Here is a 23498-nt window from a genome sequence, read left to right as displayed (position 1 = left end):
ACCTTCTTATTTATCATTATCACTTTTCTCATTATAGTCCATTTCAACTTCTTTCACCTAATGAAATGTTATCTAAGATAAGTGAAATGTGTATGACGAATTCAATCATCAATATTGTTTAATTTTTCCTACACGATTCCTCTCTTCTTTCTATTATCTATGTTTATTATGTTTCTATTAAAGGTAAAGGATAAATAAATGATCAGAAAGGAGAATGATAATGGCAACTGTAACTGCAGGATTTCAAGTTCTACCAAATGGCAAGGATATGAATACAGATGGTGTTATTCCTCAAATGGTCGACGTGATTAAAGCATCCGGCTTAAAATATGAAGTTGGTCCAATGGAAACCGTTGTTGAAGGTAATTTTGATGACATTATGTTATTGATTAAAACCACACAACAGGTTGGAATTGAAATGGGAGCAACAGAAGTTTTAACAAATATTAAACTTCACTATAAACCAGATGGAATTTCAATTGCTAATAAACTAACACATCTATCATAATTTACTGATAGAGTAGGAGAATTTTATGGAAGAAAGCATTAAATCATTACTTTCTAATATGTTATTAACAAAAATCGCGATCGTAATAATCGGTATAACAATTATCGTGGTTATCTTCAGATTGCTACAAAAAAGTGTAAGCAAATATGTAAAAGATTATGATAACCGGTATAAAACAAGAAAGCTCATTAATATCATTGGATATGTTGTAGCTTTAATATTTATTGCAATAGTTTATAGTGATCAGCTCGGCGGGATAACTGTTGTGCTTGGTGTAGCAAGTGCTGGTATCGCATTTGCTCTACAAGAAGTAATCATCAGTATCGCAGGGTGGATATCGATTTTAGTCGGAAACATCTTCAAAACAGGTGACCGAGTGAAGATGGGTGGCATTAAAGGCGATGTTATAGACCTTGGTGTTTTAAGAACAACGATCATGGAAGTCAATGAATGGGTTGATGGTGATTTATATAATGGACGGATTGTAAGAGTAGCAAATAGCTTTGTCTTTAAAGAACCTGTTTATAACTATTCAAATGATTTCCCGTTTTTATGGGATGAAATTAAAATACCTATTAAATATGGTAGTGATTATCAACAAGCAAAGAAGATAATCTCTACCATAGGTCAAGAAGTTACTGGTGATTATGCTAATAAAGCTAGACAGGATTGGGAAGAAATGTTGAAGAAATTCCTTATTGAAGATGCTAGCACACAATCGATGGTCACTATAGCCGCAAATGACAATTGGGTTGAATATACACTTCGTTATGTTTCAGAATATCGTTCACGAAGAACAACAAAGGATCTCCTATACACAAGAATCCTTGAAGAAATAGATAATAGTCCAAATAATATTGAATTTGCTTCAGCTACATTTGACTTAGTAGGTGCTCCTACTGTTGATGTTAATCTAAAATAAAGGAGAGGATTATGATGAGTTGGACAAAAGAAGATTATCCAGAATCGATGAAAAATTTGACTCCAGAAACAAGAAACAAAGCAATTGAAATTGCAAATGCACTACTAGATGATGATTATGCAGAAGGACGTGCTATTGCTATTGCCATTTCTCAAGCTGAAAAAATGAACGATTCTAGCGAAGACCTTCCATACCACATTGTGCCTCATAATGATGAGTGGGCAATTAAAAGAGAAAATGCAACACGTGTAACTGAGGTATTTTCAACAAAAGAAAAGGCAATGAATAAAGCGCGTGATCTTATTAAAGACAAAAATGTTCAATTAACCATCCACAGGCGTGACGGTACATTTGAACGAGTTCAATATGCAAATTAGAAATATAGATATTTCCACCAAAAGCGGTTTTCCTTTCATGGAATCCGCTATTTTTTTCCAATATTATTGAGTTTTTTCTATATAATTGCTACCTTTGAAAATACTTTTTAAAAGGTAGCACAAAACTGTTGACACCGCTTTACAATAAATGATATTATTAAAAATTTGATAAAATTTCACAATCGTGTTATGATGATAATACATTACACGGAGGTGGATTATTTGTTTAAAATTGGTGATCATATTATGTACCCTATGCATGGCGCAGGAATCATTGAAGGAATTGAAGATAAAGAGATCCAAGGAGAAATTCAGCAATATTTCGTTATCAAAATTCCAATGAACAACATGCAGGTACTCATCCCTTTAAAGAAAATCAAAAATTCACACATACGGTCTGTTGCAGATGATCAAGCGATAAAAAACATTTTGGATATTTTCCACAATGGCGAATCAGATTCATCACTAACTTGGAAACAAAGATATAAAATTAACTCAGATAAAATGAAAACAGGAAAATTTCAGGAAAGTGCTGAAGTGGTACGTGACTTAATGCGAATTCAAAATGACAAAGCCCTAAATTCAAGTGAAAAACAAATGCTAGACAACGCAAAGAAAATGCTAGTAAGTGAATTAGGCATCATAAGAGGCATTTCTGAAGTTCAAGCAAGTAACTTATTGAAAGATCCAGTAGCAGCGGCTGCTATTTAATTCAAAGTTAGCTTTCCTCAACTTTGTTCATTCTCCGCTTATTTTTAAAAGTACTTTTCCTCACCATGTATTACCCAATGAACCAGTTTTTCTTTTTCACAGTGTATTTTACATTCTTATAGATGAATATTTGGATCCCTATGGACTTTAATTAGTTTGTAGGGGTTTTTTGAATGCAAATTAATATGGTTTTATCCTGACCTGCGCTACCATGGTATCTAATCCTGTTCGCTCCGCACTTTTTCGCAGATTCCTTTTACTAGTAAAGAATTTCAACAGCCGATCATTCACCTTCAAAGTATGAAAAATCAACTTCTTTTACGATAAATCTTTTCTTAAGACTTACGCCAATATTGTTCTCTATCATTAATTTTGCAAGTCGCTTACCATCTATAAGGATAATTTTTTTACTTTCCAATCGTTCAACATAATCTATAGCACCTCTTGTAAAGCTGGATGTTGTGATAAATATACCTTTTCTAGCACCCTTTCCATCTAACGCTCCAGAAAAGCTCATCACTTCTGGTCTCCCAACAGTATTTTCCCATTTTTTTGCTTGGACATAAATATTATCAAGACCCAGTTTATCCTCTTTAATCACACCATCTAAGCCACCATCATTCGTTTTCTCAGTCACTTGACCGTCACCATATCCCATAGCAGTTAAGAGTTCTACCACTATTGTTTCTAACCTTCTCCAGTGCGCTTGTTTTAAATGATCAATTAAGTCTATAACTAAGTCATTTTCAATTTCTTCAACTTTTTCCTGGATGATATCAAAGGGATCCACTACGTTTTCCAGCTCATCAATTTCTTCCTTAACGTCATCCAAATCATCAGATAGAAGTTGTAATCCATCATCAGTAATTTGATAAGTGTATTTACTTACTTCTTCAATATACTCTTCTTTCTTTAATGAATACCTCGCCAATCTCATCCTATGTGAGAAAATAAATTCCTTACTATCCGGGTAGTTCAAGCTTTTTTGTTCATCTGTTAGAGAGAAGTGTTGTGCAACTCCTTCATTAATCATTGTAGTAGTATATGGCTTTTTATCTTTAATAAAATTTAACAATCCAATGACGAGTTCTTTTTGATTTGGTAACGAGTTAGCAAGAATTTTATCTTCAATTTTAACTACATTGTTATTCTTCATCAGGTCTTGTAGAATTTGCGAATTTTTAGGTACACCATTCTTTTTAATAATCTCTAGTATTTCATTACTTGTATAACCACGTTCACTCATCTCTTTAATTATGGAGAGAATTTCATACGACTCTTCAGTAAATAATTTTGTACTACCTTCATTCTTAACAGGAATAAATTCTTTAAATATCTTAATCCATCTTCTACCATTTGCTTCAGACCAACCTACTCTGTTAGACAAAGCTTTTTGTGTCATATAAGTTCTTTTCATAATACAACTCCATTTTCTAGGTATGTCGTTATATTTTACCATCTAGAGATTGAGAATTATATTATTAGTGAATAGTAGAGTGTAAACTTCTTGAACGATATACATTTCATGTTACCCTTGACCAATCCACACTAAGAAATTAAAATAAACATATGATCTTATCAAAGTTCAAAATGGTAAATCTTTATTTTACGGGGTATTAGCTCAGCTGGGAGAGCGCTACGCTGGCAGCGTAGAGGTCAGCGGTTCGATCCCGCTATGCTCCATACTTACACAACGACGAAAACCCTTGATAAATCAAGGGTTTTCGTCGTTGTACTCTGGGCATCCGCCAGTGTAATTAGCCCATAAAAATACGGTTCAATAGCATATGAACCGTATCGTTAGGTTTTTTATTTAATATCTTCAACTGCATATAATATGAAGTTTAAATAATATCCAACCAGATTTTAATAGCCGTTGCAAAAATTAATAGAGCTAGAATACCTTGTAAAACTTTTGTATTTACCTTTTTCCCTGCCATTGCTCCTAGCGGTGATGCAATTAAACTCGCAATAACCATAATTGCTGCTGGAGCATAATCTACTTGCCCAGTCGTGACTTTCCCTACAGTTGCTCCAATTGAAGAGATAAAAGTGATAGCTAAAGATGAAGCAATCGTCATACGAGTGGGAATTTTTAATACAACTAACATGATTGGTACTAGTAAAAAAGCTCCTGCTGCACCCACAATTCCTGCACCTACCCCAACAATTAGCGCTAAAATAGCTGCGAGCCACTTGTTAAATTTCACTTGATCCAGTGGAATATCATCAATTCCCTTTTTAGGAATAAACATCATCACTGCAGCAATTAAAGCTAACACTCCATAAGTAAGATTAATGCCTCCTTCAGACATTAATTTGGATCCATATCCTCCTATAAAGCTGCCTACTAATATACTTGCTCCCATATAAGTAATAAGTGTTTTATTTAAATATCCGCCTTTTCGATATGCCCAAACACCACCGATAGTCGCAAAAAATACTTGGACAGCACTGATACCCGAAACTTCATGAGCACTAAATGCTGCTAATCCAAATAATGGTGGAATATATAAGAGCATTGGATATTTAATAATAGAACCGCCAATTCCTAACATACCTGAAATATATGAACCTATAAATCCGATTAAGAAGATTGTAATAATAAACCCTATTTCCATGTCTCTTACCCCCTATTTAGAAAAGGGAACCTACATAAGGTTCCCTTTATTTTTCAGCCTTTTTTTATCCAAAACTTTAGGACATCACCAGCTTCTTCGTTTTTAATTAATTCGTGACCACCAGATTTTGCCCAAGCAGCTAGATCATTTTTAGCTCCTTTATCAGTTGCATGGATTTCTAGAATCTCACCTGAGGCTAAATCATTCATTGCCTTTTTTGTTCTTACGATTGGCATTGGGCATGCTAATCCTTTTGCGTCTAATACTTTTGTTGCTTCCATGTCTTAATAACCTCCTAAAATTTAAATATAGATTAACGAACTGCACAACGGTTAGGTCCAATTTCCATTTCACGTTGCTTTTCTTCATCTGGAGTGATTTTCCCCATATTTGTTTCACGAATTTCTTGATATGCATTTGGTTGTGGTGGTAAGTTTTCTGTAACAAGTTTTCTAAATTCACTCTCATCTTCAATGTTTAAACCATGATTTTCTGCAAACAAAGTTCCTAATTTTTCTGATACACTTCCATCTTCATTTAACTCATCAATAATCATAAAATGTGCGGGTAAAACAATTAGGTCTTCTGAAAGCTCACGATAGCGTAAATATAAACTTTCTCTTAAATCTGCTACCCAATCTTCTGCCATTCCTGCTAAATCTGGTCTTCCAATCGAATCGATAAAGAGAATATCTCCTGATAACAAGTATGATGAGTCAACAACAAATGATGTTGAACCAATTGTATGACCTGGTGAATATAATGCATGAATATCAATAGCTGTGTTTCCGATTGTCACTGTATTGCCACCTTCTAGTGGACTATACTCGAATGTCACCTCTGTTGCATCCTTTGGTGGTAACCAATATGTTGCACCAGTATGAGCAGCAATCACTCTTCCACCTGAAATATGATCAGCATGAAGATGAGTATCAAATACGTGAGTAATAGTTGCACCAATTTCTTGTGCAAAGTTCAGATAAGTTGAAGTCATTCTAGTTGAATCAATAATTGCAGCTTCTCCATTTGAAACAACCATATATGATAAGCAACCTTTGCCAATGCGAACAAACTGATAAATCTCCCCACCATCTCTTAGATCGCCAATTTTCACTGGCTCTAAGTGTTCACTCCAAGCCTTCATACCTCCTTCTAAGTAAGAAACTTCTAAACCTTGTTCTGAAATCATTTCTGCTACCATGATAGAAGAGCCTTCTTTTGCACACACCACTAATAATTCTTTATCAGAAGGAAGCTTTTCTAAAATTTCTTCAACACCATCTAGTAATTCAAAATATGGGATGTTTAGATAATCAAAATTTTCTCCTTCTATTTTCCAATCTTGAAAATCACCTTCATTACGAACATCTAAAATAAATAATCCTTCTTTGTTAAAAACCTTTTTTGTTACTTCTTTAGAATTCATCGCTTTCACTGTCATTTTCAATTACCCCCTAAGGTATATTTAAGTTTAAAAAAAATAATTTTTATTTAGAAAGTAAGTGTTACTTCCGCATCACTTGTAATTCTAAACTGCAGTTACAATATTAAAGATTTTGTATGCGTCAAATAAGCCACCATTACTTGCGATAATTGCTACTTTTTTACTCGTTTTAAGTCTTCCTAATACTGATATATTTGTTATTTATTTAAAGTAGACGTTATGCCTGACCATGCACTCATACCAGGTACAACATTATTCACTTTAGTGAAATCCTTTTCAGCTAATTTTTGGGACGCAAGATCACTTCTGCTACCAGTTCGACACACTACATAAATTTCATCATCTTTATCTAATTCACTTATACGCTCATCTAATTCGCCTAACGGAATAGAGATTGCATTTGGAATATGATTAAAAGCGTATTCAGCCGATTCCCTTACATCTAATACAACAATGTTTTCTCTTGCTTCTAATTTTTTCACAAGTTCTTCGTTGCTTGTTACATGTGGGTGTTTTCTTTCAATAGTTTCTTCATTTGAAGATTTACGCAGATAGTGTTTAAGAACATCTCCTTCTTCAATTGTACCCAAATATTGATGACCAGAGCTTTTTGCCCATGCTTGCATATCAGCCTTTGAACCTTTATCTGTTGCTTGAATCTCTAGGACTTGCCCTGCTTCTATCTCATTCATCGATTTTTTTGTTCTCACAATTGGCATAGGACATGCTAAACCTTTTGCATCTACTAATAAATCTGTTTTTATTGAGTTCATATATAACTCCTCCTAGTTACCCAACAGGGTATATTTTTCATTAAAAAAATTAGTTTGTTTCGCCTTCCCAATCAAGCATTCCACCAGTCATATTGATTACATTATACCCATGACTTTCAAGAAATTGATAAGCACGACCACTTCTTGCACCAGAACGACATACCATGATATATTCTTTTGATTTATCTAGTTCATTCATACGAAATTCTAATAATCCCAATGGAATGTGAATGGCACTCGGGATTTTTCCTGCCTCCACCTCTTCTACTTCTCTCACATCAATGATGTTTACACTTTGACCTTGAGTTAACATGTTTTCTACTTCTTTTGCTGTAAATTGATTCATCTTAATATCCTCCTTTTATCTCCAGGCGCTCATACCGCCCTTTACATTTGTTACATTGGTAAACCCTAATTTTTTCAACGTTTTACTAGCCTTTTGACTACGCATACCACTTTGACAAATCACAATAACTTCTTTATCTTTTGATAATTCCTTCTCAGCTTTCTGACCAAGTTCATGTAGTGGAATATTTTTAAATTCTTTAATACGATTCCCATTAAACTCACCTGGGGTTCTAACATCAACAAACTGCTTATTTTTATCTTTTAATTCATTCTTAAGTTCAGCTGTTGAGATATGATTTACTCCTGTTGCTGGGATGATCCTGTTCAGGATAAAAAATACGAAAAGAGCGATGACGATATAGTTAATGTATTCCATTGTATTTCCTCCCTACTTATTTAGGGGAATATTCCCCTACTAATCTTAAATGAATAAATTCACGTTTCCATCTTCAGCATCTGCAAGGTATGCTGCAACTCCTGCATACTCAATGTTGTTCAATAATTCTTCTTGTTGAAGACCTAATAAATCCATTGTCATCGTACATGCTACTAGTTTCACATCTTGTTCTTGTGCCATTTCAATTAAATTTGAAAGAGGCATTGCATTGTGCTTCTTCATCACATCTTTGATCATTTTTGGACCGAAGCCAGCAAAGTTCATCTTTGACAATCCCATATTTTCTGGGCCTCTAGGCATCATCTTCCCAAACATCTTTTCCATAAAACTTTTCTTCACTTGTATATTTTCATCTTTTCGTAAAGCATTTAATCCCCAAAATGTATGAAAGATTGTTACTTCATGATCATAGGCAGCTGCACCGTTCGCAATAATATAAGCTGCCATTGCCTTGTCATAATCACCACTAAATAATACAATCGTTGTCTTTTTCTTTTCTGTCATAGTAGTTCCTCCTCTACCCCTGCGGGTATCTAATTATCTAAATTTTTTTATCCTTTTTTAATCCAAAATTTAAAAACTTGATCTTCTTCCTCATGCTTTAAAAACTCATGCCCACCTGATTTAGCCCATGCAGTTAAATCATTTTTGGCACCTTTATCTGTTACATGAATCTCTAATACTTGACCAGCTTCTAACTCATTCATTGCCTTTTTTGTTTTTACGATTGGCATTGGACATGCTAAACCTTTTGCATCTAACACTTTATCTATATTCATTGATTACTCCTCCTAATTTTTAATTACCATTACCCCTATAGGTATACATTAATGCAAATAAAAGTGGGTGTCAACCCATTTTTTATTATCGACTTTTAACCAGTAGATTTACTGCTTCTTTCACTAATTCTTCTGTACTGTGCTCTCCAGTTTCTTCAGCTTTACGAACACATTCTACTAAATTTGAACTCACAACTACGCCTATAGTTCGATCAATTGCCGTTCTTGCTGCAGACAATTGCGTGATAACCTCCTTACAATCTTTTCCATCTTCCATCATTCTTAAAATACCTCTAAGTTGTCCCTCAATTCGCTTTACTCTATTTTTCATTTGATCATTATACTCCATCTTCTTACCTCCTTTAACAATACCTTTCTTTGCTTATTTGTTTTTCCTTTACTCTTTTTTCCTTTTGGAAAGGAATGGTATACCCAATAACGTTAAAGCCCTTTTTACGAAGAATTCGAACCCCTACATTTCTTTCCATACAATTTGAGGCAACGACTACTAGATCCTTATTTGGAATTTCGCTGTAGTATCTTTTAAGGTATGCAGTTGGAATATTTATACCTGGATATACTGGATCTTTATAGGCTTCGTTATAATCCCTTATATCTATAACAAACTGATTATTTATCTCAATCTCTTTCTTATCAATATCATGTAATCCATAAACAGGATAATACCTCGATAATAAGAAATTGATGATACATATTAACACACATATACTTAAAAAAATCATATATCAGGCTCCTTCCTAATTTGTAGCAAGGAACAACTTACAAGATTCATAATATACCACACGGGGTATGTTGTCAACAACTGATTAATAATGTTTTTACCTTAGTTTAACTTTATTGAGTTTTTTTAAATACCCCTGTATAATACCAAGTATATCAATAGGGATTTACGACTTAGAATAGGAGGAACTTATATTGAGTTTTATTAAATCATTATTTACTGAAAAATGTCCAACATGCCATAAACAGTTGATTACGAGCAAAACAAACTTCTTAAGCAATATTGTTATAAAAACATGTCCAGAAAATCATTTCAAAAAAGAGTTTCATCCTGCTCTTGAAACATATATAGAAAGTAAAAGAATTAGTTAAATAAAATATCTGACCAAATTTTAATAGATGTACCTAATATTAATAATGCCAAGATCCATTGTAGGATTTTGGTATTTATTTTTTTCCCAATATTAGCGCCAAGAGGTGACGCGATTAAGCTAGCAATGACCATAATGAATGCTGGAAAATACTGAACCTGACCCGTTGTAATTTTTCCAACTGTTGCTCCGATAGAGGAAATGAATGTGATCGCTAAGGAAGTAGCAATCGTCATTCTCGTTGGAATTTTCAATACAACAAGCATGATTGGGACAAGAATAAATGCACCTGCCGCTCCAACAATCCCTGCACCAATTCCAACTACTAGTGCCAGAGATGCAGCCAGCCATTTGTTGAAGGTCACTTGATCAAATGGGATGTCATCTACACCTTTTTTAGGGATAAACATCATCACAACAGCAATTAGAGCCAATACCCCATATACTATATTTATTCCACCTTCTGTCATAAGTCTTGATCCAAAGCTTCCAACAAAGCTTCCAATTAAAATAGCTCCTCCCATAAACAAAATTAACTGTTTATTTAAGTATCCACCTTTCCGGTAGGTCCACACACCACTAATTGAGGCAAAAAAAACTTGAAAGGCAGTAATGCCGGAAACTTCGTGTGCAGTAAAAGCAATAATTCCAAATAACGGTGGAATGTATAATAGCATCGGGAAATTAATGATTGAACCACCTACACCTACCATTCCTGAAATAAAGGAGCCAACAAATCCTATTAAAAAAATAATGATTATAAAGAAAAAATCCATAGCCATTCTCCTCCATTCAATGAAGAAGGATAACCCTAAAGTATCCTTCCTCTATAAATCACCCTTTTTTCAACCAAAATTTGAAGACACCATTATCTTCTTCATCTTTTACTATTTGATGTCCACCCGATTCTGCCCATGCTGTAAAATCGTTCTTTGCACCTTTATCTGTTGTATGAACTTCAAGGATTTCTCCTGAACTTAAGGTATCCATTTCTTTTTTTGTTTTAACGATTGGCATTGGACATGCCAGTCCTTTACAATCTAAAACTTTATTTGCATCCATTAACAGGGTCCTCCTTAACGCACTGCACAACGATTTGGTCCTATCTCCATCTCGCGTTGCTGCTCCTCTTCTGGGGCAATTTTCCCCATATTTGTTTCTCTTATTTCTTGATATGAATTAGGCTGCGGAGGAAGATTCTCGGTTACCGTTTTTCTAAATTCATTTTCATCTGTAATATTTAGACCATGGTTTTGTTGAAATAACGCACTTAGTTTTTTTGAAACACTTCCATCATTGTTCATCTCTTCTATACCCATGTAATGTGCCGGTAATACTAATAAGTCATCTGCAAGCTCTTTGTACCGCTTATATAATGTCGTTCTTAAATCACCAACCCAATCCTCAGCTTTCCCTGCTAAATCTGGGCGACCAATTGAATCAATGAATAAGATATCGCCCGTTAATAAATACTGATCATCAATGATAAAAGATGTACTTCCAATCGTATGTCCTGGAGAATAGATGGCTTTAATCGTTGTCTGACCAACTGTGTATTCATCCCCATCATTTATTTCTTCATAGTTGAATGTAACTTCGTTTGCATCTTTTGGTGGAAGGTAATACTTTGCATCAAATTTATCTGCAAGCTTTCTTCCCCCTGAAATATGGTCCGCATGTAGATGTGTATCGAGTACATGAGTCAGCTTAAGATCTTGTTTTTTAAGAAACGGCTCGTACGGATCTAGCATACGACTCGTATCAATCATCGCTCCCTCTCCGTTTGATATAACCAAATAAGATAAACATCCTTTACCTATACGTACAAACTGGTAAAGGTCTCCCCCATTTTTCAGCTCACCAATCTTGATAGGCTCCAAATGCTCACTCCAAGCTTTCATACCACCTTCAACAGAATAGACATTTGTAAATCCAGCCTCTGCTATTTGTTGTGCAACAAACACAGAGGACCCACCTTTTGCACATACAACATAAATTTCCTTATCCTTTGGCAATTTATCTACTATAGAGTCAACTCCCTCTAATAATTCAAAATAAGGAGCATTAATGATTTCAACGTTTTTCCCTTCGATCTTCCAATCGTCAAAATCATCGGTATTACGGGCGTCTATAATAAATACATCCTCATGATTGAAGATCTTTTTTACTAACTCTTTAACCGTAATAATTTTAACATCAGTTTCACTTGCCATTGTTAACCTCCCACCTTTTAAAACAACTTGTTGATTTCATATTGATTAAAAAGTTAATGTAACATCTGCATCTTTCGCAAAAGTTAAAAAGGTTACAGCTCCACCTACATCAATGCCTTCTACAAATTGTTCTTTTTCTAAGCTCATAACATCCATTGTCATTTGACATGCAATCATTTTCACACCCATTTCACTTGCCATTGAAACAAGCTCTTCAACAGGTGGTACATTTGCTTTTTTAAAACCTTCTTGAAAATGTTCTTTACCAGCTGGCATTGATAAGTTTTTATGTGCTTCTTTATGAATTAAATTTAAACCTTCAAAAGTAAAAAAGATCCCTACTTCCGCATCTGTAGCAGCTGCCGCAGTTGCGATATTGAAAACTTTATATGCGTCAAACATGCCACCATTTGCTGCAATAATTGCTACTTTCATTCTTCTTCCTCCTCAATGAGCTTTATCAATAGATCCATGCCAATCCTTCATACCTGGTTCTACATTTTTCACGTTTTTAAAACCTTTTTCTGTAAGCTTTTGGGCAGCAAAATCACTACGGCTACCAGTTCTACAGATAATATGGAGGTCTTCGGCGTCACTTAATTCCTCAAATCGCTCTTCTAGTTCTCCAAGAGGTATATTAATTGATCCTGGAATATGACCAAAAGCATATTCAGCTGGTTCTCTGACATCTAAAACCGTTATCTTTTCATTCCCATTTAGTCCATTTAGCAATTCTTCTAAATTGACCACATCAGGGTGCTTCAATTCGGACTTTTCTTCCTCAGCACTAGCCTTCCTTAGGTAGTGTTTAAGAACATCCCCTTCTTCAACTGTACCTAAATATTGGTGACCCGTGCTATCTGCCCAAGCTCTAAGATCAGCTGTAGATCCTTTATCAGTGGCTTGTATCTCCATAACCTGTCCAGGGTCAAGTGCAGTCATTTCTTTCTTTGTTTTTACAATAGGCATAGGACATGCTAATCCTTTAGCATCCAAGATCTTATTGACTGTTACTTGCATCAAAGTCCCTCCTATTCAGCTATCTTATTTTGATTGACTTATCATTCTGGTAAAGCATGTAAGTCAATATTATAGTTTGTTTTAAACATATAAATATGTCTTTTACTTTTATCCATTTAACACCATCATTTTCTGTGACATTTATCACATAAATTCTTTTTTTTATTCATTATTATAGTTATACCGGTATAGGTATTAAGAAAAGGAGATGATTTTAATGAATAAAAAAATAGTCATAATAGGCGGAGTTGCAGGAGGTGCAACCACAGCTGCAATCTTGAGAAGATTAGATGAAACGTCAACCATTATCCTTTTGGACAGGCAACAATGAAAAAACACTTAAATATATTGGGATTGGTTATGATGTTGTTCATATTCATCCTAGCTCACATGCAGGGTATATACTGGAGCTAAACCAATTTCAATTAAATTAATTTTTGATAATACGAACGGTAAAATCTTCAGAGCTCAAGCCATTGGAAAAGATGGTGTAGATAAACGCATTGATGTAATAGCTGCTGCTATTAGAGGAAACCTTATTGTCTATGATTTAACCGAACTGGAATTATCATATGCACCACCATTTTCTTCAGCCAAAAATCCCGTTAATATGGCTGCTTATGTTGCTTCTAATATGATTGATGAGAGTGGTATTACGGTTCAATCAATATCCCTCTAGGTCATATAAGAAAACGAATGGACAAAATTCCAAAAGACAATTTAACAATTTATGTAATATGTCAGGTTGGCCTACGAGGTTACGCGGCTACACGAATTTTTATGAAGAACGGTTATAAAGTAATGAATCTGGATGGTGGCTGGGAAACGCAAAGCTCTGTATACATCTAATGAGGCTGTGACATAATTATAATGAAGTCATACAAAAAGACGAATAAATCTATATTCAGTAAGCTTAAAGAAACAAGTTCAGTTCCATTGCGCTGCAGACACTCCATTTCAGTATAATCAAACATTGATTTACACCTTTCTTTTTAGATATTTCCTAAGTAATTTACCCAACTTTCATTAGAAAGTAATAAGTTATTGTTTTATAAAACTTGTATTTCCCATTAATCATTTAAATTACAAAGCTTATCTTGATCATACATCCAAATAACAAGAACTAAACTCAATAATGAAGCTCCAGATAACGCCATAAATACATTCGAGCTAAGTTGGAAATAATTAAAACTGACAAAAAAGCTTCCTCCACTAATTGTTGGAGGAAGCTTTTTACTGCTATTTATAATATGATTATTTACTCTAAAACAAATCCCTTAGAAACAGGCATCATACTCGTCTCTTCTAAACTTTCACCTTTCCAAACAAACACTTTTACTTTATGTCCTTCCACACTCTTAGGAAGCTTTAACCCCAATTTATAGGCTTCTTCCTTACCTTTTGAGATTTGTTTCGATGTGGATTTCATATCTACCATTTTGTTTTCAGCATCATATAATGCCATAACAACCATAATTGACTCTTTGGCATCTGAATTATTTGTTACAGATGTCGTTACATATAATTGTTTGTTAGCTTCTAGTTTATCTAAGCTAAATTTATTTTTTGTTTGATATCCAGTATTTTCGATAACTGTAACATGTGCTTTTACCTCGATTGTTGGTCCTTCAACAAGTCCATCTGCATTAGGTATACCAAAGTTTGGTGTACCATCAGCATTCCAAGTTAATTTTTTTACTCTAGTATGGCGGTTAGGATCGTATAAAGGATCGCCGTCGATTTCTTTATACGATCGAGAATGGTAAACAAGGATATCTGTTACACCATCTTCTGCTACAGTAAATGTACTATGTCCTGGACCATATTGACCAGTTGCGTCATTACTTTCCATAACAGGTTTTGGTGATTTATACCAAGATTTTGGATCCATTAAATCACTATCATCAGAAGCTGTTAGTAATCCAATAGCATAGTTAGAGTCTGTTGCACTTGCACTAAATGAAACAAATATCTTTCCATTTCTTTTGATCACATCTGGTCCTTCATTTACCCAGAATCCTCGTCTTTCCCATTCGTAATCAGGAGTTGCAAGAAGCATTGGTTTTCCTTTGATTGTCCATGCATTTTCCATTTCTGCCATGTATAGATTTGATATGCCTTCTTCTTTTTGTGCCCAAATGAAATATCTTTTACCGTTATGCTCAAAGATTGTTGCATCTAAAGAGAAGTCAGTGAAAGAAAAAGCATCATCTTCTGATTTTTGAACCATTCCCTTTTCAACCCAAGTACCAGTTAACGGATTTTCATCACCTGATTCAAGAACATAAGGTCTAATTTTCCAAATATCATCAGAATGGCCTGCAGCGAAGTGGATATACCACTTTCCATCAACAAAGTGAACTTCTGGAGCCCAGATGTGAACAGCCATTTCTCCTGATTCGTGTGCTTCCCATATTGTTACTTCCTCTGCATTTGCTAAACCTTGAATTGTTTTTGCACGTCTCATCACAATTCGATTGTATTCTGGTACTGATGCTGTGAAATAGTAGTAGCCATCAGTATGCTTATAAATATTTGGATCAGCTCTTTGCTCAATAAGAGGGTTTGTGTAATTATATTTTGCAGCAGCTCCCTCTATTGTAAAGCTACCTGTTTTTGCGTATTGATTTTTATTTACTTCATTCCAATCAACTGCTAACTGATCTGTCATGCCATTACTATAATGTGCTGTTACCGTATCAGGTAAATTCGGTTCAACGTTTTGAGCAGTTGTTACATGCACATCGTCAACACTTACTAGATCTGCTACATGTATATTTGCGACAGCTTTAATATCTGTGCCATAAACTGTGCCGTTTACTTTAAATGAGTTTGATTTTGCAAGCTTATCTAAAGAATAATCTTCCCATTCTACACTCATCTCTCCTTGAGAGTCATCATAATAGTTTACAACGACTTTTTCAGGAAGCTTTGGTGGGAAATTTTCTGGTGTCATCACATTTAGCTCTTCTACAGAAACAATGTTATCAGCTAGAACTGTTACTCTATAGTCCTTTGTGTCTGTATAACCATTTCGGCTAAGTGTAGCTGTTAATGTAATTGTTGCATTTTCTTCTTTCAGTGAAGGTCTCTTAACATTTCCTTCATTTGAAATAATATCCTGATTATTTGATGTCCATGAAACTGTGACACCATTACCTGCTGCACTTGGTAAATCCATGTTACTTACAATAGCTGATGTATCTCCTAAGCTAAGAGTTTCTTTCGCTTTATTAACAGCATCTTCGTCTGAAAATGATTCTGCTATCACTTGACTAATTTCTTCTTCATTTAATCCTTCATTGTATATTCTAAAATCACTAATTTTCCCGTCAAGATAAGGATCTGCTGCATAATTTGATCTTCCGATAAAATTACGAGTTGTAAGGCCAGGAGCGCGATCATCTGTTAATTTGCTTACTGGTAGTCCATTACTATACATCGTATATTGATCACCAATTTTTGAAATTGCTAGATGTGTCCATTCTCCAACCTTAGGTGCTCCTGATGTTGCTGTTGTAATCGATCCTCTCATATCTAAGCGAAGATTAGGTGTTAGGAAAACGGTTGATTGATTTGCTCCATTTCCAAAATCGAAAATTCTTGCCCAATCTCCAGTTTTTGAATCTAAGTACACCCATGTTGATAAAGTGAAATCATCGACATTATTAACAATTCCTGATGGAAGAGTAACATGCTGCTTATTATTGTGATCTAAGTCAATCGCTGGTTTAGATTCAACTGTTTGTAAGGTACCACCATTCACAGATGTACCATGCATCCCAGAACCTGATAAATCTGGAACAAGATTTCCTTGTAATCGATCAAATTTGTACCATGCTACTAAATCTCCAGAAACATTTGTTGTCACATAAACAAACGCCTCTACTTTTTCAGTCATTCCTTCTACTGTTCCATTAATCGTAAAGCTTGTTCCTGCTGTACGGTATTGATCTTCCTTTATTGCATCCCATGTCACATTTACCTCATCACTTGAATTGTCAGCATAAAATACTTTAATAGTAGCTGGGAGATTCGGTAAAGATCCTTCAGTTGTTGAAACAGATATAGTTTCAACTGAAGTAATTTCTTTATCCGTAGTAACCGTTATATTTGCTTTTGCTTTAATTGTTGAACCTTCAATTGTTCCTTCTACCATAAAAGAACCTGCAGATGCATATTTGTCTGAAGAAATCTCATCCCATACTACTGGGCGCTTTTCAGTAGTGTTATTAGAATAAGTTACATTCACTTCTGCTGGTAGATTTGGTTCAGTACCAACAACAGTTGTTACATTCACTTCTTCCACTTCTTTAATATCAAATGAAAAATCAGCTAATTCTCTGATGTCATTAAGACTAAGTGCTTTGTTATAAATTCTGAAATCAGAAACTTTGCCATGTAATCCTTTATTTTCAACTTGCTCATGTGCCATCGCATGATATCCAATATAATTCGTTGCTGAGACGATATCACCTGAATCAATTCCGATCGGCTCTGAGCCTTGTAGTACACCATTAATATAATGATGCATCGTTTGCTCTGAAATAACAGTTGCTACATGAACCCATTCATTTACTGAAATACCTGCTGTTTCAATCGATGGAAATGGCGAAGGTCCAAATAATTCTAGCATTCCATTTTCACCAGCAGATTTTAATGCATAATTAATCGCATAATCCGCATTTGCAGTAAAATCACCAATGCTATACAATGTTGCCCAATCCTTTGCCGACTCCACGTTTACCCATGTACTAATTGTTACATTCTTCGTTTCGTCAAGTATTCCTGAAGGCATTGTCACAAAGTCCTGATCACCATCTAGTTGAACTGCTCCACCCTTTTCAGCAGTTACAAGTGTAGCATTATTATTTAGTACACCATCATGATTATGACCTGATTGATCTTTCACTGTTTTAGAATCTGGTGATTGTTCAAAGTTGTACCAAAGAATAAGATTATCTTCCAAGTCATTTGTTGCTGCAGAAATGGTTGGTACCACACTTACTGGAAAAATACTAAACAAAATGGCTAAAACAGATAAAACTGAAACCATCTTTCTCATACTATATCCTCCCTCACTTTCTACTTCTCAATTCTATTATTCTTGTATTTTTCTCTTTCTCATAAAAATCGTAAATACTCCACCTACTATTAAAAGAGCACCAATAACTAGATAGTTAAACATGCTAGTAGCAGTACTAGGAAGACCTTTTCCATCTTTGTTCTTTGAATCATCATTTTTATCAGTTGGCGATTCAGCTTTATCACCTGGATTTTCTTTATCCTTATTAGGAGAATCACCATTACCCTTACCAGGACCATCTTTACCTCCTGAATCTGGAGCACCTACTGTATAGGTAAAGCTAGATTTATACAATTTTTCCAAATCAGCAGCACCGATACTCACCTGAAATACTCCATTTACCTCATCATTTAGTTTAAAATCAAAAGCAAAGCTGCCATGAGCATTCGTAGTTGTTTGATCTAGATATGCGAAATTCCCGTTTGGATCTTCTACTTTCACCGTAACGTCTCTTCCAGATTGATTTTTCAGAATTCCTTCAATATTGATTTCTTTTGATTTTGAATGGCTAGATATCACAACATCCTTAATCTCAATCGGATTTTCTTCATGCTTTTTGACCTCAACAGTTGTTTTTGCAGAGTAGTTACCATCCTCTGACACAGCAATAATCTCTGTTGATCCCGCTGTTTTTCCCTTTAGAGTGATTGACGTTTCACCTGTTTTAGCGTCATAAGTAGATTCAGAGATTGTCGCAACATCTGAATTACTAGAATAAAAGGATACTTTTTTATTAAGAGCTGTGTTAGGTGTTACTTTTGCATGGATAGTAGATGATGTTCCTTCTTCTAATGTTAGTGAAGTCTTGTTCAACACAACTTCTGTAACATCTGCTTCAGATAATTCAAATGTAGCTCGACCATTTTGTTCAGCTGAATCAACTGTATTTACACCAAATGTAAAATTATCTCGTTGATATAAATATAAATCTTCATCATTGAGAGTTTGGAAAGATACCCAGTTCTTATCTGCTAATCCTGGAACCTTTTTAAACGTTGCTGCTTCTTTAAAGCTATCTGTTCCATCATGTTTTTTCAGTTCTATATTTGAGCCATTTCTTACTAAATAAAAGCCTGGCTTATTCTCTGATTGAAAGGAAATAAAGTCCTCTGCATCATTTGCTAGACCTTCTACAGTATGCCATCTAGAATCTAAGCTGTTTTTATCAACAGGATCAACTCTAAGCGCACCATTTAAATGACGAACATATCTGTTTTGATCGTGATATGACTTCAAAGAAAAACTAGAATCACTAATTCCAGATGCCGTAGGAGTGATCTTTTGAATTGTGCCATCATGGTTGTAATTCAATTTCTCAATTGCTACTGATCTACGATAATTTCCACCAGTAGGAAGAGCTGCCGTATGATAAATGAAGTACCATTCATCTTCAAACTCTAAAACAGCTTGATGACTTGTTCCACTGCTATCAAGCGTATCCATAAGCTTTCCTTTATACTCCCATGGACCTGTTGGGCTATCACTCATTGCATAAACTAACTCTTCTGGATAATTCATTGCATATGTTAAATAATACTTTCCATCATATTTATGAAGAAAAGGTGCTTCAGTAAACGTACCAGGCATATTCTCAATATCTACCTTGTGGATATCACCATCAAGCTCAATCATATTTTCTTTTAATTTTGCATAATAAAGATGAGTATTTCCCCAATATAAATAGGCTTGACCATCATCATCGATATACACTGTTGGATCAATATCATCCCAAGAATCTGATCCCATATTTTCTGGGTTTTCAGTATCCGTACTAATAACAAGTGGACCACCTATCGCATCTTTAAATCCACCTGCTGGGTTATCAGATACAGCCACTCCGAGTGCAAAACCTGGTGCATTTTGGTCACTATTATCAACTGTTACATACCAATAAAATTTACCGTCTCTTTCAATTGCTTGTGAAGCCCAAGCAGAATCACCTGTTGCCCACTCAAATTCTGTACGTGGCATATATCCTTCTAGCTTCCAATTTGATAGATCACTAGAAGAATAGATACTCCATTTTTTCAACACAAAGAAATCTCCATTAGTAGCCGCTTCATCATGACCTGTATACAGATAAGCTTTCCCATCATGTACAATTGCTGCTGGATCAGCACTAAATTGATCCTTAATAACAGGATTGTCCGCTTTAGAAATTGGAACGAACGATCCGATCATTAATAACACCATGAGAAGCATTATGATTGTTTTTTTCATGGTTTTCCTCCCACATTTAATGTCGTTTCTCTTACTTTTACTTTTTAAATCTTTATTAACTAGAGGGGAACTGACTATTACAAATCTATTGAGTCAGCTCCCCATAGTAATCTACAAGTTCAACTTTCTTCTTGCTCTAAAGGCAGTGAATCCTCCAATTACTAATAACACTAGTCCGATAACTAAATAGTTATATAGTGATGTTGCTGTTGCTGGTAATAGATTTCCTGATTGTGGTTTCTCTTCCTTACTTGGTGATTCTTCACCATTACTTGGTTTCTCCACTCCGTCTGTTGGCGGTTCTTCACCATCTGTCGGTGGTTCCTCTCCATCTGTTGGCGGTTCTTCACCGTCTGTTGGCGGCTCTTCTCCATCTGTTGGTGGTTCCTCTCCATCAGTCGGTGGTTCTTCCCCATCTGTTGGTGGCTCTTCACCATTTGTCGGTGGTTCTTCTCCATCTGTTGGTGGCTCTTCCCCATCAGTCGGTGGTTCTTCTCCATCAGTCGGTGGTTCTTCTCCATCAGTCGGTGGTTCTTCTCCATCAGTCGGTGGTTCTTCTCCATCAGTCGGTGGTTCTTCTCCATCCCCTGGCTCGATTACTTCAACACCAACACCTGGAATATTAATTTTCAATCGCTCAAATTCCTTTTTTGTTAGTGAAAGAACATCACCATGTCTAGGTCGATCTGGCAAATTAATATCCTCTGAAAGCTTCCAATCTGCTGATGCGATATCATTTGTTTCAAAAAGTGTATAGCCTCTCCCATTTCCATATTCGTCAATTAACAGGTAGAATTTATCTTCATCTGTATTGGATTGGAAAATTTCTGCTCCCTCACCATGATCAAGAACATCCATACCAATTCCTTCTTTTGTTAATTCAAAATCTCCAAAGAATGAATCACCAACTTCTTGAAAAACATGTTCTCTAATTTCTTCTCCGGCTAACTCTTTTTCTGTATAATACGTTCCTTTCGTAATACGGTAGACTTTGTCTTTATAATCAATAGCAACGGTGTCTAAAATGTCATGACCTAAATCTAATAATGTTTCTGGTTCAGTAAATGTGTAGAAGTCTCGTGTTTTTGCGTACATGATTCGGTTGTGACTTGCTCCATTTCCATAGCGATCAGCTACACTATCATAAACAAATGAAGACCAGTAAACGATATACTCACCTGTAGAATCGTCATAATAAACCTCTGGTGCCCATGTATTTCCTGTTTCTGGTGAAGTAATTTCAACCATTCTTTGTTCAGACCAATTAACTAAATCTGTAGATTCCCAAATCATGAGAGAATTACTACCTTCTCTCACTGTTCTCCCCCAATTTCCATTTGTTCCATAAACTTTTAAATCTGTTGCAAGTAAATAGAACTTGTCTCCTTCAGGTGATCTGATAATCGAAGGATCTCTTAAACCTTTCTCACCTAAATTACTAGTAAGAACAGGATCACCATTATTTATTTCATTCCACTCTGTTACATCATTACCATCACTTAATGCAAAACGAACCTGTTCTCCATCTGCATACGCTTCTCCATTAAAATAAGTCATTAAATATGCTGCATAATCTTCATCCTTCACTGGCATTTCTGTAACAGAAACAGTAAAGTTCTTCACAACAGATTGTCCATTAAGACTAAGTGTTGCTTTTAGCTCCACTGTTACATCACCTTTACCATGTTCAGGTCTATTCACTTCTCCTGTTGTTGTCACAACATTAGAATCACTTGTTTCCCATGAAATTGTTGAGCCATTTTCACCTTTATTAGGTAAAGGTAGGTTTCCTCGAACATCGCTTGCATGGTGAATCTTTAAAGCATCAGCATCTTCTTGTAATGCCACTGATTCTTCAAGTCCTTTTAAAACTTTTAATGTAAACTCCTTTGTTTGTAATGTTTTTCCATCAGTTACAGTTGCTGTTAACACAACAGTTTGATCTCCTTCACTATACAAAGGTCTTGTTACTTTTCCCTCATTGCTAATGATGTCTTGATTATTCGATTGCCAAGTAATCGTCGTTTCATATGCACCTTTTTCAGGTAATTGTAAATCTGTTATAATTCCACTTTCATTTTCGTTGTACTTTAGAAAAGAACTTGCATCAAGTTGATTTATCGCAAAATTTACAAAGTACCCATCTAAACCGCCAATCGCGTCAATCTTCTTTTCCGCTTCAGAATATAAAACGCTTACATCCTGTGCAGTTAAAGCTCCTCCGAAGATTTCAAAATCTGCAACCATTCCACCAAAATAAGGATCAGGTGCATAAAATGATTTTGCAATAAATCCACTAATTCCTTCTGTATTTTTTATATCATCCAATGTAAAACCGTTTGTTGAACCTGTTGCAACAAGCTTTCCATCTATATAGGTTTCTAATTTTTCCTCTGCACCATTTATAACAGTTGTTACTAATTTCCATTCTGTCGCAGGTAATTTAGGAGATGCTGCAAATGTTTCATTTCTCCATGCGTCTGTTGCGATTCCGAGGCGATCTGTAGCTCCACCAATATAAGATGGCGTATAGTACACATAATGTGTATCATCTTGCCCTAAACCATATAACCATTGAGCACCACCAGAGCCTTCCCAATTCACTAAAGAGGATACAGTGACACTATCTAATCCATCTAATACACCATTAGGAATTTCAATATATGATGCTGTGTCTCCACCTTCAAAATTAACGACTTTTGTATCTTCATTTGTAATTAAATCAACACCATCAGGATTCACAAGAGTGCCGTCGAATTGACCTGCACTATCAACAACAGTTGTACCGTTGATGTTACTCATATCATAGTCTAAAATCTTTTCGGCATTTGATGCTGCATTTACCTTTGTAATGGTTGTTGTTCCAGGTAATACAGCACATACCATAACTAAGCTTGTAATCAATGGTAGAAATTTTCTTTTTCTTTGTTTTTTCATCGTTTTCTCCTCTATATTTATTTGATTAGT

Annotated in this window: 24 protein-coding genes, 1 tRNA gene and 1 pseudogene; 7 read left to right on the top strand and 19 right to left on the bottom strand. The window is 35.2% G+C overall.

Annotated features, from left to right (window positions below):
• Nucleotides 1-220 precede the first annotated feature (220 nt).
• From FS935_RS10800 to FS935_RS10785, 4 genes are all read left to right on the top strand, one after another.
• Entirely contained in the window at nucleotides 221-508 is a 288-nt protein-coding gene (locus tag FS935_RS10800) for a thiamine-binding protein (RefSeq protein ID WP_146948394.1), read from the top strand.
• A gap of 25 nt (nucleotides 509-533) precedes the next feature.
• On the top strand, nucleotides 534-1430 hold the full coding sequence (locus FS935_RS10795; protein WP_146948392.1) for a mechanosensitive ion channel family protein: 897 nt from the start codon (nucleotides 534-536) through the stop codon (nucleotides 1428-1430).
• Between the two features lie 14 nt (nucleotides 1431-1444).
• Entirely contained in the window at nucleotides 1445-1807 is a 363-nt protein-coding gene (locus FS935_RS10790) for a DUF2188 domain-containing protein (RefSeq protein WP_146948390.1), read from the top strand.
• A 192-nt stretch (nucleotides 1808-1999) separates the two neighbouring features.
• Nucleotides 2000-2518 carry a CarD family transcriptional regulator gene (locus tag FS935_RS10785; protein ID WP_439116633.1) on the top strand — a complete coding sequence of 173 codons (519 nt, stop codon included), beginning with the start codon at nucleotides 2000-2002 and terminating at the stop codon, nucleotides 2516-2518.
• Between the two features lie 283 nt (nucleotides 2519-2801).
• Here the strand turns inward: FS935_RS10785 and FS935_RS10780 are convergent, their stop codons facing one another.
• A complete protein-coding gene (locus tag FS935_RS10780; protein ID WP_146948386.1) occupies nucleotides 2802-3935 on the bottom strand; it encodes a restriction endonuclease in 1134 nt (377 codons plus the stop codon).
• Nucleotides 3936-4128: 193 nt separating this feature from the next.
• Here FS935_RS10780 and FS935_RS10775 point away from each other — a divergent pair.
• A tRNA-Ala gene (locus FS935_RS10775) sits at nucleotides 4129-4201 on the top strand.
• Nucleotides 4202-4362: 161 nt separating this feature from the next.
• Here FS935_RS10775 and FS935_RS10770 read toward each other — a convergent pair.
• The 10 genes from FS935_RS10770 to FS935_RS10725 form a co-directional block, all read right to left on the bottom strand.
• On the bottom strand, nucleotides 4363-5139 hold the full coding sequence (locus FS935_RS10770) for a sulfite exporter TauE/SafE family protein (RefSeq protein ID WP_146948384.1): 777 nt from the start codon (nucleotides 5137-5139) through the stop codon (nucleotides 4363-4365).
• A gap of 53 nt (nucleotides 5140-5192) precedes the next feature.
• Nucleotides 5193-5420 carry a sulfurtransferase TusA family protein gene (locus FS935_RS10765; RefSeq protein ID WP_146948382.1) on the bottom strand — a complete coding sequence of 76 codons (228 nt, stop codon included), beginning with the start codon at nucleotides 5418-5420 and terminating at the stop codon, nucleotides 5193-5195.
• Nucleotides 5421-5452: 32 nt separating this feature from the next.
• Complete coding sequence (locus FS935_RS10760; RefSeq protein WP_146948380.1) at nucleotides 5453-6580, bottom strand: MBL fold metallo-hydrolase; 1128 nt, start codon at nucleotides 6578-6580, stop codon at nucleotides 5453-5455.
• A gap of 200 nt (nucleotides 6581-6780) precedes the next feature.
• Nucleotides 6781-7356 carry a sulfurtransferase TusA family protein gene (locus FS935_RS10755; RefSeq protein ID WP_146948378.1) on the bottom strand — a complete coding sequence of 192 codons (576 nt, stop codon included), beginning with the start codon at nucleotides 7354-7356 and terminating at the stop codon, nucleotides 6781-6783.
• Between the two features lie 49 nt (nucleotides 7357-7405).
• Nucleotides 7406-7702 carry a rhodanese-like domain-containing protein gene (locus FS935_RS10750; RefSeq protein ID WP_146948376.1) on the bottom strand — a complete coding sequence of 99 codons (297 nt, stop codon included), beginning with the start codon at nucleotides 7700-7702 and terminating at the stop codon, nucleotides 7406-7408.
• Nucleotides 7703-7717: 15 nt separating this feature from the next.
• Nucleotides 7718-8080, bottom strand: coding sequence for a rhodanese-like domain-containing protein (locus FS935_RS10745; protein ID WP_146948374.1), 363 nt, complete (start codon nucleotides 8078-8080; stop codon nucleotides 7718-7720).
• 45 nt (nucleotides 8081-8125) lie between these two features.
• Nucleotides 8126-8605: a DsrE/DsrF/DrsH-like family protein gene (locus FS935_RS10740; RefSeq protein WP_146948372.1), complete on the bottom strand. Its 480-nt coding sequence runs from the start codon at nucleotides 8603-8605 to the stop codon at nucleotides 8126-8128.
• Nucleotides 8606-8652: 47 nt separating this feature from the next.
• Nucleotides 8653-8880: a sulfurtransferase TusA family protein gene (locus FS935_RS10735; protein ID WP_146948370.1), complete on the bottom strand. Its 228-nt coding sequence runs from the start codon at nucleotides 8878-8880 to the stop codon at nucleotides 8653-8655.
• Nucleotides 8881-8965: 85 nt separating this feature from the next.
• Complete coding sequence (locus FS935_RS10730; protein ID WP_146948368.1) at nucleotides 8966-9229, bottom strand: metal-sensitive transcriptional regulator; 264 nt, start codon at nucleotides 9227-9229, stop codon at nucleotides 8966-8968.
• A gap of 13 nt (nucleotides 9230-9242) precedes the next feature.
• Complete coding sequence (locus tag FS935_RS10725) at nucleotides 9243-9623, bottom strand: rhodanese-like domain-containing protein (RefSeq protein ID WP_146948366.1); 381 nt, start codon at nucleotides 9621-9623, stop codon at nucleotides 9243-9245.
• A 193-nt stretch (nucleotides 9624-9816) separates the two neighbouring features.
• Here FS935_RS10725 and FS935_RS10720 point away from each other — a divergent pair, with 193 nt between their 5' ends.
• Nucleotides 9817-9993 carry a hypothetical protein gene (locus tag FS935_RS10720; protein WP_193559360.1) on the top strand — a complete coding sequence of 59 codons (177 nt, stop codon included), beginning with the start codon at nucleotides 9817-9819 and terminating at the stop codon, nucleotides 9991-9993.
• Here the strand turns inward: FS935_RS10720 and FS935_RS10715 are convergent.
• The 5 genes from FS935_RS10715 to FS935_RS10695 are packed head-to-tail and all read right to left on the bottom strand — an operon-like array spanning nucleotide 9986 to nucleotide 13225.
• On the bottom strand, nucleotides 9986-10768 hold the full coding sequence (locus FS935_RS10715) for a sulfite exporter TauE/SafE family protein (protein ID WP_146948363.1): 783 nt from the start codon (nucleotides 10766-10768) through the stop codon (nucleotides 9986-9988). The two genes, FS935_RS10720 and FS935_RS10715, sit on opposite strands and share 8 nt — an antisense overlap.
• A gap of 58 nt (nucleotides 10769-10826) precedes the next feature.
• Nucleotides 10827-11054, bottom strand: a complete 228-nt coding sequence (locus tag FS935_RS10710; RefSeq protein WP_146948361.1) for a sulfurtransferase TusA family protein — start codon at nucleotides 11052-11054, stop codon at nucleotides 10827-10829.
• A 14-nt stretch (nucleotides 11055-11068) separates the two neighbouring features.
• A complete protein-coding gene (locus FS935_RS10705) occupies nucleotides 11069-12205 on the bottom strand; it encodes an MBL fold metallo-hydrolase (protein WP_146948359.1) in 1137 nt (378 codons plus the stop codon).
• Between the two features lie 45 nt (nucleotides 12206-12250).
• Nucleotides 12251-12640, bottom strand: coding sequence for a DsrE/DsrF/DrsH-like family protein (locus FS935_RS10700; protein WP_146948357.1), 390 nt, complete (start codon nucleotides 12638-12640; stop codon nucleotides 12251-12253).
• Between the two features lie 12 nt (nucleotides 12641-12652).
• Nucleotides 12653-13225: a sulfurtransferase TusA family protein gene (locus FS935_RS10695; protein WP_146948355.1), complete on the bottom strand. Its 573-nt coding sequence runs from the start codon at nucleotides 13223-13225 to the stop codon at nucleotides 12653-12655.
• 317 nt (nucleotides 13226-13542) lie between these two features.
• Here FS935_RS10695 and FS935_RS10690 point away from each other — a divergent pair.
• Nucleotides 13543-14074, top strand: a pseudogene (locus tag FS935_RS10690) (oxidoreductase dimerization domain-containing protein); the annotation flags it as partial.
• 409 nt (nucleotides 14075-14483) lie between these two features.
• Here FS935_RS10690 and FS935_RS10685 read toward each other — a convergent pair.
• The 3 genes from FS935_RS10685 to FS935_RS10675 form a co-directional block, all read right to left on the bottom strand.
• A complete protein-coding gene (locus FS935_RS10685; protein ID WP_146948353.1) occupies nucleotides 14484-18290 on the bottom strand; it encodes a family 43 glycosylhydrolase in 3807 nt (1268 codons plus the stop codon).
• 36 nt (nucleotides 18291-18326) lie between these two features.
• Nucleotides 18327-20531, bottom strand: coding sequence for a family 43 glycosylhydrolase (locus FS935_RS10680; RefSeq protein WP_146948351.1), 2205 nt, complete (start codon nucleotides 20529-20531; stop codon nucleotides 18327-18329).
• Between the two features lie 111 nt (nucleotides 20532-20642).
• A complete protein-coding gene (locus FS935_RS10675) occupies nucleotides 20643-23468 on the bottom strand; it encodes an immunoglobulin-like domain-containing protein (RefSeq protein ID WP_146948349.1) in 2826 nt (941 codons plus the stop codon).
• Between the last annotated feature and the right edge of the window lie 30 nt (nucleotides 23469-23498).

The sequence above is a fragment of the Metabacillus litoralis genome, assembly GCF_007994985.1.
GTDB classification, from domain to species: domain Bacteria; phylum Bacillota; class Bacilli; order Bacillales; family Bacillaceae; genus Metabacillus; species Metabacillus litoralis.
Note: the sequence above shows the minus strand (reverse complement) of the source record. Positions and strands in the feature narration are given on the sequence as shown.